General features: G+C 63.3%; 9 protein-coding genes. 5 read left to right on the top strand and 4 right to left on the bottom strand.

Annotated elements, in window-relative coordinates; genetic code table 11:
* Nucleotides 1-259: 259 nt before the first annotated feature.
* From IB234_RS10880 to IB234_RS10870, 3 genes are all read left to right on the top strand, one after another.
* Nucleotides 260-1072 carry a formate/nitrite transporter family protein gene (locus tag IB234_RS10880; RefSeq protein WP_192317365.1) on the top strand — a complete coding sequence of 271 codons (813 nt, stop codon included), beginning with the start codon at nt 260-262 and terminating at the stop codon, nt 1070-1072.
* Nucleotides 1073-1115: 43 nt separating this feature from the next.
* Nucleotides 1116-2831, top strand: a complete 1716-nt coding sequence (locus IB234_RS10875; protein WP_192317362.1) for a bifunctional protein-serine/threonine kinase/phosphatase — start codon at nt 1116-1118, stop codon at nt 2829-2831.
* A gap of 110 nt (nt 2832-2941) precedes the next feature.
* Nucleotides 2942-3943, top strand: a complete 1002-nt coding sequence (locus IB234_RS10870; protein WP_192317812.1) for an AraC family transcriptional regulator — start codon at nt 2942-2944, stop codon at nt 3941-3943.
* A 21-nt stretch (nt 3944-3964) separates the two neighbouring features.
* Here IB234_RS10870 and IB234_RS10865 read toward each other — a convergent pair whose 3' ends face one another.
* Genes IB234_RS10865 through IB234_RS10855 form a run of 3 tightly spaced genes read right to left on the bottom strand, consistent with a single transcriptional unit; the run spans nt 3965 to nt 8683 of the window.
* Nucleotides 3965-4579 (bottom strand): exosortase H-associated membrane protein, encoded by a 615-nt coding sequence (locus tag IB234_RS10865; protein ID WP_192317360.1) that lies wholly within the window; start codon nt 4577-4579, stop codon nt 3965-3967.
* Nucleotides 4579-5091, bottom strand: coding sequence for an exosortase H (gene xrtH / locus IB234_RS10860; protein ID WP_192317358.1), 513 nt, complete (start codon nt 5089-5091; stop codon nt 4579-4581). Before xrtH ends, IB234_RS10865 begins: the two co-directional genes overlap by 1 nt.
* A 13-nt stretch (nt 5092-5104) precedes the next feature.
* Nucleotides 5105-8683, bottom strand: coding sequence for a DUF11 domain-containing protein (locus IB234_RS10855; protein ID WP_192317356.1), 3579 nt, complete (start codon nt 8681-8683; stop codon nt 5105-5107).
* Nucleotides 8684-9115: 432 nt separating this feature from the next.
* On the opposite strand from IB234_RS10855, the gene IB234_RS10850 reads away from it, so the two are divergent.
* Together IB234_RS10850 and IB234_RS10845 are read left to right on the top strand one after the other, a co-directional pair.
* Nucleotides 9116-9913 (top strand): response regulator, encoded by a 798-nt coding sequence (locus IB234_RS10850; RefSeq protein ID WP_318651998.1) that lies wholly within the window; start codon nt 9116-9118, stop codon nt 9911-9913.
* A gap of 249 nt (nt 9914-10162) precedes the next feature.
* The gene (locus tag IB234_RS10845; RefSeq protein WP_192317352.1) at nt 10163-12424 is read left to right on the top strand and encodes a 7TM-DISM domain-containing protein; all 2262 of its coding nucleotides are present in this window, start codon (nt 10163-10165) and stop codon (nt 12422-12424) included.
* A 20-nt stretch (nt 12425-12444) separates the two neighbouring features.
* Here the strand turns inward: IB234_RS10845 and IB234_RS10840 are convergent, their stop codons facing one another.
* Nucleotides 12445-15240: a response regulator gene (locus tag IB234_RS10840; protein WP_192317350.1), complete on the bottom strand. Its 2796-nt coding sequence runs from the start codon at nt 15238-15240 to the stop codon at nt 12445-12447.
* Between the last annotated feature and the right edge of the window lie 6 nt (nt 15241-15246).

The following is a 15246-nucleotide window of genomic DNA, read 5'->3' as shown; positions in this document are numbered from 1 at the left end:
TTGGCGCCTTAGCTGGTCAATCAGGCCGCATCTGCAACGCCGAAGCCCCGTGCCCAGTGGATTACACGAAACTGGCACAGCGCCTGCATTGATCCATGCGACACCCGCCCGATAGCGGTGGGTGGCCCGATCGATCAATGCCGATCGAGTGGCTGTAGGCCACGGGCACTGAACAGGCAAAGGCGCCTGAGACCGCGAGGTTTCAGGCGCCTTTTTTGTTCCCTGGAAAATGATCGCATCCACGACGAGAGAGCACAGCATGTCCTATCTGATCCCTGCCGAGTTCGCCACCAAGATGGTCGATGCTGGCGAATCGAAGATCTACATGTCCACCCGCGACACCCTGATCCGCGCCTTCATGGCCGGCGCCATCCTCGCCCTGGCCGCGGTGTTCGCCATCTCCATCACGGTCCAGACCGGTTCGCCACTGCTTGGCGCCGCCTTCTTCCCGGTCGGCTTCATCATGCTGTACCTGATGGGCTTCGACCTGCTCACCGGGGTATTCGTCCTCACCCCGCTTGCCCTGCTGGACAAGCGCCCGGGCGTCACTGTCGGCGGCGTGCTGAAGAACTGGGGCCTGGTGTTCACCGGCAACTTCGCCGGCGCATTGACGGTCGCCGTGATGATGGCCTTCGTTTTCACCTACGGCTTCTCCACCAGCCCCGGCGCCATCGGTGAGAAGATCTCGCACATCGGTGAAGCGCGCACCCTGGGCTACGCCGAGTACGGCCTGGCCGGCTGGCTGACCATTTTCCTGCGCGGCATGCTGTGCAACTGGATGGTGTCCATGGGCGTGGTCGGCGCGATGATTTCCACCACCGTCAGCGGCAAGACCATCGCCATGTGGATGCCGATCATGCTGTTCTTCTACATGGGCTTCGAGCATTCGGTAGTGAACATGTTTCTGTTCCCCTTCGGCATGATCATGGGCGGTGACTTCTCGGTGATGGACTACATGATCTGGAACGAAATCCCCACCGCCCTGGGCAACCTGGTCGGCGGCCTTGCCTTCACCGGTCTGACGCTCTACGCCACCCATGTGAAGACCGCGCCGAAGCGCTCCTTCGTCTGAGCCCTGCGGCCCCGCCAGCCGGCGGGGCCCACGCCGTTCCAGCATGAGCAGCCAATTGCGGGTTTCCGTCGGCCACCACTCCGACAAGGGGCGCAAGGAGGTCAACCAGGACTTCCACGGCCTGTGCATCCCCGACGACCCCCAGCTCTCCACCAAGGGCATCGCCATCGTCCTGGCCGACGGCATCGGCAGCAGCTCGGTCAGCCATGTGGCCAGCGAGGCGGCGGTGAGCAGCTTCCTCGAAGACTACTACTGCACCTCCGACGCCTGGTCGGTGAAGAAATCCGCGCAGCGGGTGCTGATGGCCACCAACTCCTGGCTGCACGCACAGACGCGGCAGAGCCAGTACCGCTACGACATGGACCGCGGCTACGTCTGCACCCTCAGCGCCCTAGTGCTCAAGGCCACCACCGCACACCTGTTCCACGCCGGCGACACGCGCATCCAGCGCCTGCGCGACGGCGCCCTGGAACGTCTGACCGAAGACCACCGCCTGTGGGTCTCGCGTGACACCAGCTACCTCAGCCGCGCCCTCGGCGTGGGCCCGCACCTGGAACTGGACTATCGCCAGCTGGCCCTGGAACCGGGCGACATCTTCCTGCTGACCAGCGATGGCGTGCACGAGTACCTCGAACCGGCCGCCATGGCCGCCCTGGTGCGCGCCTATGGCGACGACCTAGACGGCGCCGCCCGAGCCCTGGTCCAGCAGGCCTATTCGCGCGGCAGCGACGACAACCTCACCGCGCAGCTGGTACGCATCGACCAGCTACCACGCCAGGATGCCGGCGAGCTGCAGCAACGGGTCGGCGACCTGGCCCTGCCGCCGCTGCTACAGGCGCGCATGGAGTTCGATGGCTACCGCATCGTGCGCGAGATCCACGCCAGCAGCCGCAGCCACGTGTACCTGGCGCTGGACGGCAAGACGCCGGTGGCGCTCAAGGCCCCGGCCACCGAGATGCAGCATGACCGCGCGCACCTGGAGCGCCTGCTGACCGAGGAGTGGATCGCCCGCCGCATCGACAGCGCCCATGTGCTCAAGGCCCCGGCACAGAAACGCCGGCGCAGCTACCTGTACAGCGTCACCGAGTACATCGAGGGGCAGACCCTGCGCCAGTGGATGGTCGACAACCCGCGGCCGGGCGTGGAAAAGGTGCGCGCCCTGGTCGAGCAGATCGCCCGTGGCCTGCAGGCCTTCCACCGCCTGGAGATGCTGCACCAGGACCTGCGCCCGGATAACCTGCTGATCGACCCCACCGGCACCGTCAGGCTGATCGACTTCGGCTCGGCGCGGGTCGCCGGGCTCAGCGAGCAGGCACCGCAGCGCGTGCAGAACCCGCTGCCGGGCACCCTGCAATACATGGCTCCGGAGTACTTCATTGGTGAAGCCGGCTCGGCGCGTTCGGACCTGTTCTCCCTGGCCGTGATCGCCTACCAGCTGCTCAGCGGCCGCCTGCCCTACGGCGCGGAAGTCGCCAAGTGCCGCAACCGCAGCGAGCAACTGCGCCTGGCCTACCACTCGGTGCAGGACGCCGAGCGCAGCATCCCGCCCTGGATCGACGAAGTGCTACGCAAGGCCCTGCACCCCGACCCGAACCGGCGCCATGCCGAACTCTCCGAGTTCGTCCACGACCTACGCCAGCCCAGCACCGAATACCTCGACCGCGTCCGCCCGCCACTGCTGGAGCGCAACCCGCTGCTGTTCTGGCGTGGCGCAAGCCTGATCCTGGCCGCCCTGCTCGCCTGGCAGCTGTTCGGCTGAGGCACAACGGCGCGGTACTGCGGAAACCCCATCGCCCATGGCCGGAGCGGCGCTTGTTCCTGCCCACCATGGCGCCTTACCATCCGGGCACCTCAACGCCGAGCCACGCCATGCGCGAACGCACCATCGCCAGCCACTTCGTCCGCGCCGCCTTGCGCGGCGCCGACCGCCAGGGCCGTGACTACGCCGCCCTGCTGCGCGAAGTGGGCATCCAGCCGGCGCTGCTCGAAGAACCGCGCGCACGCCTGGCTCCCGAACAGTTCACCCGCCTGCTGCAAAGCCTGTGGGCGCTGCTCGACGACGAGTACATGGGCTTCGGCGCCATCCCCAGCAAGCGCGGCACCTTCGCCATGATGTGCCATGCCATCATCCACTGCCACAGCCTGGAAAAGGCCCTGGTGCGCGGCATGCTGTTCTACGGCCTGTTCCCCGACGCGCCACGCGTGCAGTTGCAGCGCGAAGGCGAATGGGTGCGCCTGACCCTGTACAGCTCGGCCCTGTGGGACCCGGACCACTTCCTCACCGAGAGCCTGCTGGTGATCTGGCACCGCCTCGGCAGCTGGCTGATCGGCCAGCGCATCCGCCTGGAAGAAGCCAGCTTCGTCCACCCCGAGCCGCCGCACAGTGCCGAGTACGACCTGCTGTTCCCCTGCCCTCGTCGCTTCGACGCCGAGTACACCGGCCTGCTGTTCCACAGTCGCTACCTGGGCATGCCGCTGCTGCAGGACGAACGCACGCTCAAGCAGTTCCTCGAACACTCGCCAGCCGATCTGCTGGCCCGCCCCGACGGCGGCGACAGCCTGGCCAGCCGCATCCGTCGCCTGCTGGGGCGCGACTGCGCCCACTGGCCCGACCTGGAAAGCGTTGCCACCCAGTTGCATATCAGCCCGCAGACACTGCGCCGCCATCTGCGCGAGGAAGGCAGCAGCTTTCAAGAGCTGAAGGATCACCTACGTCGGGATCTGGCTATCTATCACCTGGGCCGGGACGAGCTGTCGATCCAGGCTATTGCCGAGCAGCTTGGCTTTTCCGAGCCCTCGGCCTTCCATCGCGCCTTCAAGAAGTGGACGGGGCTCACGCCCGGCGCCTATCGCGCCAACCAGGATGGTTAGCGCTGGAAACAACCGACAGGGCTAGTCCGGCACCACCGGCTCCGCCGCTTGCAACAGGGTGCCGCGAAACCAGGCCGCACACAGCCAGCAGCCCAGCAACACGGGAACCACCAACGGCAGAATCAGTACACCGAACTGATAGCCGAGCGCGATCAGATCGGCCTGCATCCGCGAGATGGAGGTCTGCGCCATGTCCACTGGCAGATTGAGAAACACCGACCGGACCAGATCCATCCCCGCGCCAAAGGCCACGACAGCCAGTAGCAACAACATGCACAGACCGAGCTGGTTACGCGAAATATCGGTTCGGGTATCTGCGGCGAAAGCCAATGCCAGGAAGACCGGCATACCATAGGCGAAGATCATCGGCCGGGACTGGATCAGCAGTTCGGCGCTCTGGCCGGCCGGCACCTCGAGCCCCTTGTACGAGCCGGAGCCCAGCACGACCACTGCCTGGATCATCTCCCCCACCGATTCGACCTGGGTGATTCGCTCCCCGGTGAGCAGCGGCAGAAGCAGGTCGAGCACCGCAGCTACCAGCAGGGCCAGCAGCGGACCGCAGAAATACCAGATGGCGAAGGTGACCGGCAGCCAGAGCAGCAAGGGAAACAGGATCCCTCTAAATCCCCCGGCCATCAGGAAGCTCCGCCAAAAACCGCTGTCGCCTGGCCGTTGCGCAGCACGTAGCGCAGCCACAGCAGGAAGACCACGAAGACATCCAGCATGATCAGCGCCTGCCAGATGTAGAGGTGCGCCCAGTCGAACACCTCCATGTTCCACTGGCCGATGTAGAACAGGCTGACGATGCGAACGATGTTCACCGCATGAATGGACAGAAGCCCAACCAGAATGCCGATCATCTTCACCTGCCAGGTGGCAGGAAACGCCAGCATGGCCGCCAGCAGGATGATGGACGCCTCAATGCCATTGCACCCGGCCTCGATGGACATGGCGAAACCGGACGGCACGTCATAGAGGTAGATGCCACTGGAAATGGCGCCCGCATCGAAGGGAGCAACCACCCCGATGCTGACCAGCACCAGCAGTTCGGTGAAGGGTGTCACCAGCCACTGCTGTACCGGAGGGGTTAGCTCCAGTACGAACAGGACAGCCTGGAAGATGCAGAACAGCGTCAGAAAGCGGGCCACACCAGTACTCCCGTCAGGCGCGACGAGCGCGCCAGGCCAGCAGCGACATCAGCAAAGTCATCATCAGCAGACCCAGGTGCGAGAGCATGGGGGCGCCTACCGACTTCTCGATGACCGGGGCATCATCCGACGGATCGTTGTTGCTGCCATCGGGATCGCCAGGCGCATCGATATGAGCCTGGTTCACCAGCGGGCTGGGACCGCTGTAGTTCTCCTCCAGCAACGCCGTGATGGTGAAGGTCCTGCTCTGCCCTGTCGGCAGCGTGCCGACCTGGCAGGTTACCGTACCTGCACTGTTGCTGCAGGCACCGGCAGGGGTCGAGCTGACGTACTGCAGGCCGGTCGGCAGCGGGTCGATCAGCTGCGCGCCCAGGCTGTCCACAGCCGCGCCGCCGGCACCACCGTTGTTGGTAACGACGATGGTGTAGACGACATTCTCGCCCTTCACCAACGCGGCCGGGCTGGAGGTCTTGGTGCCACCCAGGTCAGCGACGATATCGTCGCGACGGGCCGAGGTCGTCTCGATGGCTTCGTTGTTGTCCATCTGCGTCTCGGCCTCGCTGACCTCGACTCTGACATGGTTGTGGCTGCTGCCCACTGCCACGCCGGCGACCCCACTCACCGACTCCGCACGCATCACATAGGTGACCTGACGCTGATGGGTGGCGCCACTATCGAAATAGCCGGAGAAGTTACAGGTCAGCACACCCGAGGTCGCGCCGATAGCCGGCTCGCTGCAGCTGTACTGGGTCGGATCGGTCACCTCGACGCCGCCTTGGTAGACACGCAGGCCGCCCTGGTAGCTGAAGACCGCGGTAGGTGCCTCACCGCCCGGCGAGTTGACCGGGAAGCTGTCCTCCATCGTCAGGCCGGTGCCTGCCGACGGGCCACCGTTGTCGATGCTGATGGTGTAGGTCGAGGTCTCCCCCAGTCCCACGATATTCGGGTTGTCGGATTTGTTGACGACGATATCCAGTACGGCGGCGATCACCTCAGTGGTGGTGCCAGCCGTGTTGGGCTCAACATCGTTTTCTTCGGTGGTGGTAGACACCACGACCGCATTATTGATGATGTCTCCTTCCGTCACTGCCCGCACGCGATAGCGGACGTTATGCGTAGTGTTGTTCGGTACGCTCGCCCAGGTACATCTCAACGTTCCACCGACGCTACCGACAGCGGGCACATCCGGGCAGGTACCGCCGCCATCCACGCTATCCAGACCGAGGAACGGCGCATTGCCTGGCAGGGTATCCACCAGCTCGACACCACTGGCGGTCGAGGGGCCGTGGTTGCGCACCGAAGCAGTGAATGCCAGAGGCGCTCCAGCAGGAATGGTGGGGCTGGGGCGAGTTTTCAGTGCCTGGATGTCGACCAGAGCGGTCACACTGCTGGTGGTCACGTCATCCTCGTTGTTGCTGCGATCGCCATCGCCGACGTCGAGCGAACTCACGGTCGCCCTGTTGGTGCGAGCGCCACTGGTGGCGACCAGGGGGCGTACCACGATGGTAATGGTCGAGGTATCACCGCTGGCCAGCTCACCCAGGTTGCAACGCAGGTTCTGAGTGCCGCCATCGAGCGGGCCGAGTGTCGCGGAATAGGCGCCGGAGTTACCGATGCGGCAGCCGAAGTTGGTCGCTGGCGCGGGCGAGATGCTCACTGACTGCAGACCGCCGTTGCCAGCTCCCGGCAGCAGGGAGGTCAAGTTGTCCTCTACCATCACGTTGGTCGAGGCATCAGGGCCGGCGTTATTCACTACCAGGGTGTAGGTCAGCGAATCGCCCGTCTTGATCGGGTTGCCGTTGCTGTTGTCCGTCTTGACGATGGACAGGTCGGCCCTCTCGTTCGTCACGGTGGTCTGTACAGGATCGGTGCAGTTGTTGGTAGCGTTGTCCACCGGGAAGGAGACGCCGCTCAGCGCGGTGCAGGCCGTGTTCTGCAAGGGGCCAGCGGTTGGAGAGTTGACCTGCAGCGTTATGCTGGGCGCAGTCGCGCCAACCGCCAGCGGACCGGAGCGCGAGCAATCGATCACCACCGGATCGGCAACCAGATCGCTGGCGGAACAGTTCCATCCGGTCCCCGAGGGAGCAGTCACCAGAACGAGTCCCGCCGGCAGGGTATCCGTTACACGAACCGTCTGCCCTGCGACTACAGCCAGGGGACCGTTGTTGCGCGCGGACAGCGTGTAGTTGAAAGCCTCACCCAGCGCTACCGGATAGCTGGGGCCGTTCTTGACGGCAACGATGTCTGCCTCGTTGCTGGAGTTGATATTGACAGTGCTGGAGTTATTGCTGGAGTCGGAGTCGCCGACGGTCGCAATCTGCGCGGTGTTGCTCAGATTCCCCAGGTCGTTTGCCACGGCGTGGACCTGGATGGTGGGCATGTCGCTGAAATTGCTGCCGCTCCAGCCGGTGCGCGTACAGGTCAGCACGCTACCGGCGGTACCGCAGGACCAACCCGCACCGGCCGTATAGGCGGTCGGCGTCGCGAATGACAGCCCGGCGCCCAGGGTATCGGTCACGGTGATAACACCGGTAGGCTGCTGGCCGCCGCGATAACTGGGGGTAAGGGTATAGGTCACCGCGCTGCCTTGGGCTACCGCCCCCGAACCCGGCGGAGTGGTTCTCGCCTTGACGATGGCGACATCGGTGCCTGGCTCGAATACCAGAGGGACGGTGTCGACGTTATTGAACTGATCGCCATCCGGCACCGGGCTGCCGTTCTGCTGCAGACCAGCCACTCGGAATGATGCGGAGACGTTGCCGAAAGTATTGGAAACGGCTGGCACCGTAATGCTCGGTGCGGATGCGCCCACGGCCAGCGCCTGGTCACGTTCGCAGGTGATCAGATCGCTGGTGTTGCTCCGCGGGTATCCCGAGGCGGGCTCACAGGTCCACCCGCTGCCAGTCGGGCCAGTCGGGCGAGCAGTGATCGAAGCACCTGCCGGCACCTGGAAGGTGACCCTGGTGCGGGAGTTGGCCGGCATGTCATCCGGCCCGTTGTTGATGATTTCCAGCTCATAGTCAAAGGGAGTGCCCGCCTGGATGCCGACGCCGGCAGTCGATGTGGCATTCAGCTGGAGATCGGATGCTGCCTGGGCAGTCGTCGTCTGAGGGGACGAGTTGTTGCCGGTGTTCGGATCCGTGCTGGTACTGGCAAGCGAGGCCGAGCTGCTGTAGACGCCGGCGCTCGGCAAGCGCACATCCACCTGGATGGTAACCGTCTGGTTCAATGCCAGATTCGGCAGCCCCGAGCAGGTGACTCGCCTGTCAACGGCACTGTAGGTACAGGTGCCACTTCCACCGAGCACGCGGTAGCCCAGATATACGCCATAGACCGACCCAGGCGCTTGCGGAAGATTGAATTCGGCGGTGATTCCGGTGGCGGCGCCAGCAGACTGCGGACCGTTGTTGCGCGCTTCCAGGCTGTAGACATAGGTGCCACCAGCAGCGCCAATATTCGGCGAGTCCTGGAAGTCCAGCGCCAGATCCGCGGCGAACGTCGCTGTCGAGCATGCGAGCAGTGCAGTGGCCAGCAACCCCTTCGGGGCCACAGCGCCAGTGAAGCGAATTCCATCCAGCCATTCGAAACGCATGCCCGTACCACTCCCTACAGAATTGAATGCACATCCACAAGGCCAAAAGGACATCACACGAGAACATGCGGCCCTGTCGGCGCCGGCTCGGGGAGCCAGCCCGGCGGCGACCATAATCGGCAGCCAGAATCGGGGCGCCATCGTCGCAGAAGCGCCTCCGGAGAAGCTTTGCTGCAGCGGACAAGTGCTTTGCAGGAGAGGAAGCCGGCATCTCCGGGCGGACAGATGCGGGTGGAACTGGAGTAATCTGGCGTCAATGGCAGCCGCTGGCTGCGTGCTCGAACGATGCACCGGGGAAGGGAATGCCCGATCCAGGGGCCGGACTCCGTGATGTGCCTGTCCGTGTCGAAAGCGGCCACCGCACCTGACTTCCGGCAGAGCAGTGACATCTCCGGTAGACACCGTGCCACCCGCAAGCTAAGGAACAATGTCGTGGTCGAAACGCCCCAGCGCCCCCCACACATACTGGTAATCGACGACCGCCCGGAAGAGTTGCGATCCCTGCTTGACCTGCTGCGAGCACAGGGCATGCAGCTGTCACTCGCGGAGGACCCGCGCACCGGCCTGCAACGGGCGATGGCGCTCTACCCGGACCTGATCCTGCTGGATGTGCATATGCCGCAGATGAACGGCTTTGCGCTGTGCCGCCTTCTGCGCGAGGCGCCCGCCCTGGCGCAGACCCCGATCATCTTCCTGACCAGCGCTGCGAGCATAGATGATCGCCTGGAGGGCCTGAGCCTAGGCAGCGTGGACTACGTGATCAAACCCTGTGCCGCCGAAGAGGTTCTGGCCCGTATACGCATTCATCTGCAATTGATCTGGAGGGAGAAGGCAACGCCTACGGGCATCCCAGACGCCCTGCAGAACCCCGACCAGATGATCCTCCATGCGGCCATGCGCCTCATCGGCAGGAAGCTCGACCAGGTACCGCCGCTTGCGGAGATTGCGAAACAGGCCGGCACCCACGAGAAAAAGCTTTCCACCATCTTCCGCCAGCACCTAGGAATGACGGTATTCGCCTGGATTCGCGAGGAGCGCCTGCGCAAGAGCCAGGAGTTGCTCGCCGACAGCAACATGGACATCCAGGGAATCGCCGAGCTGGTGGGCTTCAACAGCGCCGCCAACTTCACGACCGCCTTTCGTCAGCGCCTGGGCATGACTCCATCGAAGTACCGCAGCCATGCCAGGAGCGGCGACGAGGTAGTGACCGAGGATCAGAGCGACAGCTGAGGATTTCTAGCCGCGTGGAAGCCGGCAACCTCATATGAGCCCGACAGAGGTATCATGGCGATTGGCCAAGATGCATTCCTATCGACCATTGAGTATCTCCCGTTGAGCCAACTGAAGTGCACGAGCAGGTACGGGTGGCTGATAGCCCTGTTGTCTCTGGTATGCCTGGGCCTTTCCCTACCGGCAACCGCATCGGCAGAGGCAGTGCAATGCAACTCGGACCGGACATCGTTACTGCCAGCGACCCAGTTGTTTGAAGACCCTGGCAAAGAGTTCAGCGTTACCGATGTAGCCGCTCTGGATGATGGCAGCTTCGTTACCACGACAAGCAAACTTCCCGCCCTCGCCTTCACTCATTCGGCCATCTGGCTGCGCGTTTCTCTGCACAACCCTCAATCCTGGCCTTGCGAACGCTGGCTGACCGTGGGTGATGCCCGCCTGGAAGATGTACAGGTGTACGTTCTGCAGAATGGAACCTGGACCGGCATGCAGGCGGGCAGCGCCTATCCGGTCAAGCAGTGGACCATTGCCGAGCGACAACCCCGTTTCCCGGTAGAAATAGCTGCGCAAGATAATGTGCAGATTCTGATTCGTGTCGTCAGCAGGAGCCTGATGCTCATCAACCCACAGCTCTGGGATGATACGGCCTTCTTCGAGCAACGCATGGATAGCCAGCTGAGCGACGGCATCATCTGGGGCCTGGTGCTGCTGATCCTGCCCATCAGCCTGGTCGCCGGCTACCTGTTGCGCTTTCGCCTCTTGATCATCAATGCGTTCGCTCTGCTCTTCTACTTCCCACTGACTGCCGTAGCCAACGGCTATCTCTTCTACCTGCCGTCACTGCTGCCCTGGTCGCGAGAGCTGGTGGCCGTGCTTTCGGCCATTTCCTTCTCCATCTTCTTCATCTATGCCTTCTTGCTGTTCCGGGTACGCAGGCTCCCACGCTGGCTGCAGATCACCTTCTTGCTGTACCTGGTTCTCGGCGCGTTTCTGCTGCTTTGGGGCGCCTATGGCGATTTCATCACGACCCGTAGCTACTTCACTTACTACCGCTACGCCGCGCATGTGCTGATTCCCCTCACTCTCGTCGTTGCCCTGTACAAGAAGGTCAAACTCAGTTGGCTAGCCTGGGGAATATCGGCCCTGTTTCTGGCTCAGGGCACCAAGGGCCTGCTATGGGAGGCGGAGAACGATATCTGGCTGTACGGCGAGGACAAACTTGGGTTGTCGTCGGCGCTGATCATCGCCTTCCTGCTCATCAGCACGCTGAACTTCGCGATCGCTCACACCAGAAGGCGCGAGCGCAGGGCATTGGCCGAGATCGCCTATTTGCAGCAGGCGGAACATGAACGCCTGGAAAGCCAGGTTCAACTCCGAACGCAGCAACTGCGTGACTCACTGCAATCACGCAGCGCCCTGCTCGCCCGCATCAGCCATGACATGCGCACCCCCCTGAACAGCATCATCAGCTATGCACATCAACTACAGGTCGGACCTGCGCAGTCATATCCGGAACGAATCGAGCGCAGCGCCCGGCAACAACTGGAGATGCTGGACGATCTGCTGGAGCTGTCACGCCATGAGCTGCTTCAGATAGAGATGAGCCTGGAGCCGGGCTATCTGTTCGGTTTCCTGCAGGAAATCGAAGAAGAGGGCCGATACATTGCCTCACGCCAGAACAACAAGCTGGTATTCAACCTGGATAGCAATCTCCCTCTCCTGGTCCACGCCGACTTCCGGCAGCTTCGCAGAATCCTGATCAACCTGCTCAACAACGCTGCCAAGTTCACCAGCGATGGGACTATCGTGCTACGGATAACCTGCCAGGAGCACCAGAATCAGCAGTTCTGCCTCGACTTCTCCGTACAGGACAATGGCATAGGCCTGCCGCACGGCATGCGCGAGAGCCTGCTGAAGCCATTCCATCGCGGCAGCAACGTCACCCATACCGAAGGCTTCGGCCTCGGCCTGTCCATCGTCAACGAGCTGTTGCAGCAAATGGGTTCCAAGCTCGTCATCGCCGACGGTCCAACCGGCGGGAGCATCTTCGGCTTCACACTCTGGCTGGAGGGTGCAACCGAGGAAGACCTGGACACGGTGTTCGTCGAAAGCCACCAGGCCTTCACCGACGGAGGCGGACGGCGCATCGTCCTGGTGGACGACGTCGAGCTGACCCGCACGTTCCTGGGCGACCTGCTCGGTGGATACGGCTTCGAGGTGAGGCTGGCCAGCAGCGCGGAAGAGGCGTTGGCCTACCTGGAGAGCGAGCCCGCCGATCTGTTGATCACTGACCAGATCATGCCCGGTATGAATGGCTGGGCGCTGCTCCAGGAAGTGCGCGCTCGCTACTCGGACCTGCCGGTGATGCTCTATTCGGCATCCCCGGCACGTGCTGAAAGACAATCGGCGGAGCTGCTCTTCGACGCGACCCTGCTCAAGCCTGCCAGCACAACCGACCTGCTGGCCTGTATCGAGCGTCTGTGCGCGAAGAGCACAGCCCTCACCGTCTGAATGGCCGAAGAGATTGCGGGCTAGGATATCGGCTCGGCAACGTCGAAGTGCTGCTTCAACACTCGCTCCGCCTGCTGTATCGCCAGATCGAGCTCGCCGATCAGCCCCCGGATCGCCGTCTCGTCCGCTGCGTCCAGCGCTACACGCATGGCCGCGCCCAGCTCGACCACCTGCCGAAATCCGGCGTGTCCGGCGGTCCCTATCAGGTCGTGGACGTGCTGACGCAGCACCGGGATATCGGGCCGCTCATACAGCCCTCGAAATGACTCGCCGCGTCTCCGGCAATCGGTGATGAGCATCTCCAGCATGCCGTGGAAGCGTTCGGGGGTAACCACACGCCGCAGATGCTCCAGTGGCTGGGGATCCAGCACCACCGCTTGCCCTGGCGGCTCCGTAGATGAATCTGTCGGCAGCGTCGTGGGTGACGGCTCACCGGGCACACAGCACTGCAGCAGGGTTTTCCAGAGGCGCTGCTCATCGATTGGCTTGGCAATATGTGCGTTCATGCCGGCAGCCAGGCACTGCTGAACATCCTGGGGACTGGCGTTGGCAGTCATCGCGATGATCGGCAGGCTGCCGAAACGCGGTTGCTCGCGCAACAGACGTGTCGCACTCAGGCCATCCATTTCCGGCATCATCAGGTCCATCAACACCGCATCGTAGGTGTCATCCTGAGCCTGCTCGAGCAGGGTGATCGCATGCCGACCATCCACAGCCTGATCGACACGCATACCCGCCCCCACCAGAAGCTCCCCGGCAACGAGGCGATTCAGCTCGTTGTCATCCACCAGCAGCACACGCAAACCATCCAGCGCCTTGATGGCACCACCCGACGCGTGCAGGGACTGCGGTACCTGTGCGCTCTGCGCCTCGGCAACCCGCACACGGAACCAGAAGGTACTCCCCGCTCCAGGCTGGCTGCGTGCCCCCACCTCCCCGCCCATCAACTCGGCCAGACTGCGAGAAATGGCCAACCCCAGTCCGGTGCCACCGAAGCGTCTGGTGATGGATGCATCTGCCTGCTGGAACGGCAGGAAAAGCGAGCCCATTTCCTCCTTCGAAATACCGATCCCCTGATCCTCCACCTCGCCACAGAGGACCAACGAGCCACCTGCGTCGCGCTCAAGCGCCAGGCGCAGGCTCACCCGCCCCCGCTCACTGAATTTGAGCGCGTTGCTGGCAAAGTTGAGCAGTATCTGGCTGATTCTCAGCGGGTCGCCCAGCAACAGCGGCGGATCGCCGGCCACTTCGGTCCGCAACTCGAGCCCCTTGCTGGCGGCCCTCTCCTCCAGCATCTGCGCCACTTCATCAAGCAACTGCTGCGGGGAGAACGGTATCGCCTCCACCAGCAGACGATCGGCGTCGATCTTGGAGTAGTCGAGAATGTCGTTCAGCATACCGAGCAGGTGCTGGCCAGCACGCAGAATCTTCTCCAGACGATCCTGCTGCGAAGGCTCCAGGGGGTGCCGCAACGTGAGCTGGGTCAGGCCGAGAATGGCATTCATCGGGGTACGTATCTCATGGCTCATGGTTGCCAGGAAGGTCGCCTTGGCCTTCGCGGCTTGCTCGGCCAGCTCCTTGGCATCCTCCAGCGCCCTGGCCTGGGCCTTGATGTCGCTGATATCCAGCCAGATGCCGTTGAACAGGGTGGAGCCGTTCTCGGCACGCCGGGCACTGGCCAGGGTCTTGAGCCAGAACCTGCGATTGTCGAGTTCCACCTGCATATCGACGTCCAGTGGCTGGAGGGTTTCCAGGCTGTGCTCGATGGCAAGCTCGATCTGCCGATCCACGTCAGCGTTGCGCTCGACACGTATGCCATCCAACCGCAGGCCGGTACCATCTGGCATCAGCGCCTCGCGGCCGATGAACCCCTGGGCCTTGCCGCTGAGGAAGGTAAAGCGCTGCGTGCCGTCCGCGTCGACCGTCAGCTGGAATACGGCCCCCGGCATCGCATCGGTGAGATCGATCAGTTGCTGCGACACACGCCGAGCCTCTGCGCTGGCTCTCGCCTCCAGCTCCAGACGATCGGCGCGCTGCATGCCGTCGCGGAACACCTGGAGAGCCTGCGCCATGCTGCCGACCTCGTCTCGGCGCTCGGTGTGCTCGATACGTCCGTCGTAGTGCCTGTTGCTCAGCTCGCCCATGGCGCGGGTCAGCTGCTTGATGGGCCGCGATATCTGCGTGAGCGACAGGTAGGCCGACATACCGATGATGGCCGTCAGCGCCAGCCCGAAGGAAATGGCGGTATTGAGCAGCGTACTGCGCGTGGTGGCATTGAGCTCGACGGACGACGCCTGGAAGTGGTCGATGATGTCGTCACGCAGCGTATCCATGTTGCCGCGCAACTCATGGAGCGCAGGGTCGAACTGCGAGTGGATGATGTCGAGGGCACGATCTCCACGCCAACGAGCAGCGGAATCGATGATCTGCCCCGCCAGCTCGAACACCCTCCGCTCCTGCTGTGCAATGATCTCCAACCTCGGCCCCGCGTCGTCGAGCAAGGGTGCAATGGCCGCGATCTTGCTTCGAAACTGCTCCTGGCGCTTGTCCAGCACGAGTTGGCTGGCTCGCATCTTCGCCTCCTCCTGCTCGGTCAGCACGGAGAACACCAGGCGGCTGGCGTCGCTGAGATCCAGCAGAGCGGAGCCTACCAACATGGATGCCTGGGCATCCCGGTCGAGCAGCGCTCGATAGTCTCGATCAACCGAATACAGATGGTGCATTGAGTACAGCGTGATACTGACCGATAGCGCCCCGAGCAACGCCACCAGCATCACGATCTTGCTGGTCAGATTGAGATTGGTGAAGAACCGCATGCAAGC

This window comes from Pseudomonas sp. PDM16, assembly GCF_014851865.1.
Lineage (GTDB): Bacteria > Pseudomonadota > Gammaproteobacteria > Pseudomonadales > Pseudomonadaceae > Aquipseudomonas.
This window is presented reverse-complemented; position numbering and strand designations above follow the sequence as displayed.

Coding starts and splice junctions, on each gene's coding strand:
- IB234_RS10880 (WP_192317365.1), top strand. CDS start 260: ATGTCCTATCTGATCCCTGCCGAGTTCGCCACCAAGATGGTCGATGCT.
- IB234_RS10840 (WP_192317350.1), bottom strand. CDS start 15,240: ATGCGGTTCTTCACCAATCTCAATCTGACCAGCAAGATCGTGATGCTG.
- IB234_RS10865 (WP_192317360.1), bottom strand. CDS start 4,579: ATGGCCGGGGGATTTAGAGGGATCCTGTTTCCCTTGCTGCTCTGGCTG.
- IB234_RS10875 (WP_192317362.1), top strand. CDS start 1,116: ATGAGCAGCCAATTGCGGGTTTCCGTCGGCCACCACTCCGACAAGGGG.
- IB234_RS10870 (WP_192317812.1), top strand. CDS start 2,942: ATGCGCGAACGCACCATCGCCAGCCACTTCGTCCGCGCCGCCTTGCGC.
- IB234_RS10855 (WP_192317356.1), bottom strand. CDS start 8,683: ATGCGTTTCGAATGGCTGGATGGAATTCGCTTCACTGGCGCTGTGGCC.